Below are 969 nucleotides of genomic sequence, written 5' to 3'. Positions count from 1 at the left end.
GGATTCATCTTTCCACGAACCGAGTTCTGACAATTTGGAGAATGTAGAATCTAAATTCCACGCTCTTGAATAATAAACCACGGTGCCGTTAGAAAGCAGCTGTGCAAATATTTCAGCACTTTCCATGCCTGCCATTGGGATTAAGTCTGCATGATTGTTAGACGCTGTGTCATGACGGTCTGATTCATCGTCAGCAATGGTCGATGCCAAAGTGGCAAGCCATGTATCGCTGCCATTCTTAAAGGCGCTAATGCCGTTGCACGAGTTATTGAGTGCCTCATAGCGGTCAGGGCTATACTCAGCACACCAATCCCCCTTGTAAAAGGTATAAATGTTGTCGCTGATGTCTTCTACAGACAATTTATATGCGGTTGTGTTGTCAGGGAATTTTAAACCTACTGGCATAATGTTAGACCAAACGTTCTCATCATCCGTTTGATCCATGATTGAACGAACATTGAGCCCACTGATATCTAATTGCTTGGCGCTAGCAACTTCACTAAAAATCGAGCTTCTAGATTCTAGAGTTAAGCTGCCGTCTTCGTTCGGCTTAATGCTGGTTAAGGTATCATCGCTCGCTTCCCAACCGTTTTGTCCTAACACCATGCTATTTGTGTCAGGGGTATATTCAAACTCAACAAATTGCTCAGCAAAGTAATCATAAATATAACTGGTATCGGTAACTGAGTTATCTGCATCAGACTTCAATGTTCCATAGGCAACTACTAAATCTTTGCCAGTGTCATTATCGCCGCCAAACCAATTGATACCGTCTGTTTTGATAAGCTTCGCGAGGTCGGCTTGCTTAGAGCCTTTATTTGCCTCATTTTCTTTAATTTTATCTTCGAGATTAGAGTCATCAATGGCGATGTGATCGCGATTAATACTGCCAGCAATATCGCTTGGGTTGAAGTTATCTCCAGCTGCTTCAATATTTTTTACGACTTCCTCGAGGACTCGAGTGACTTC

Annotated in this window: 1 pseudogene; it reads right to left on the bottom strand. The window is 42.6% G+C overall.

Going from position 1 to position 969, the window contains the following annotated elements:
* Positions 1-969, bottom strand: a pseudogene (locus tag AB4486_RS22885) (hypothetical protein); the annotation flags it as partial.

This window comes from Vibrio sp. 10N.222.55.C6, from assembly GCF_041473395.1.
GTDB lineage: Bacteria > Pseudomonadota > Gammaproteobacteria > Enterobacterales > Vibrionaceae > Vibrio > Vibrio crassostreae_C.
The sequence above is the reverse complement of the archived record's forward strand: the minus strand, read 5'-3'. Positions and strand labels throughout refer to the sequence as shown.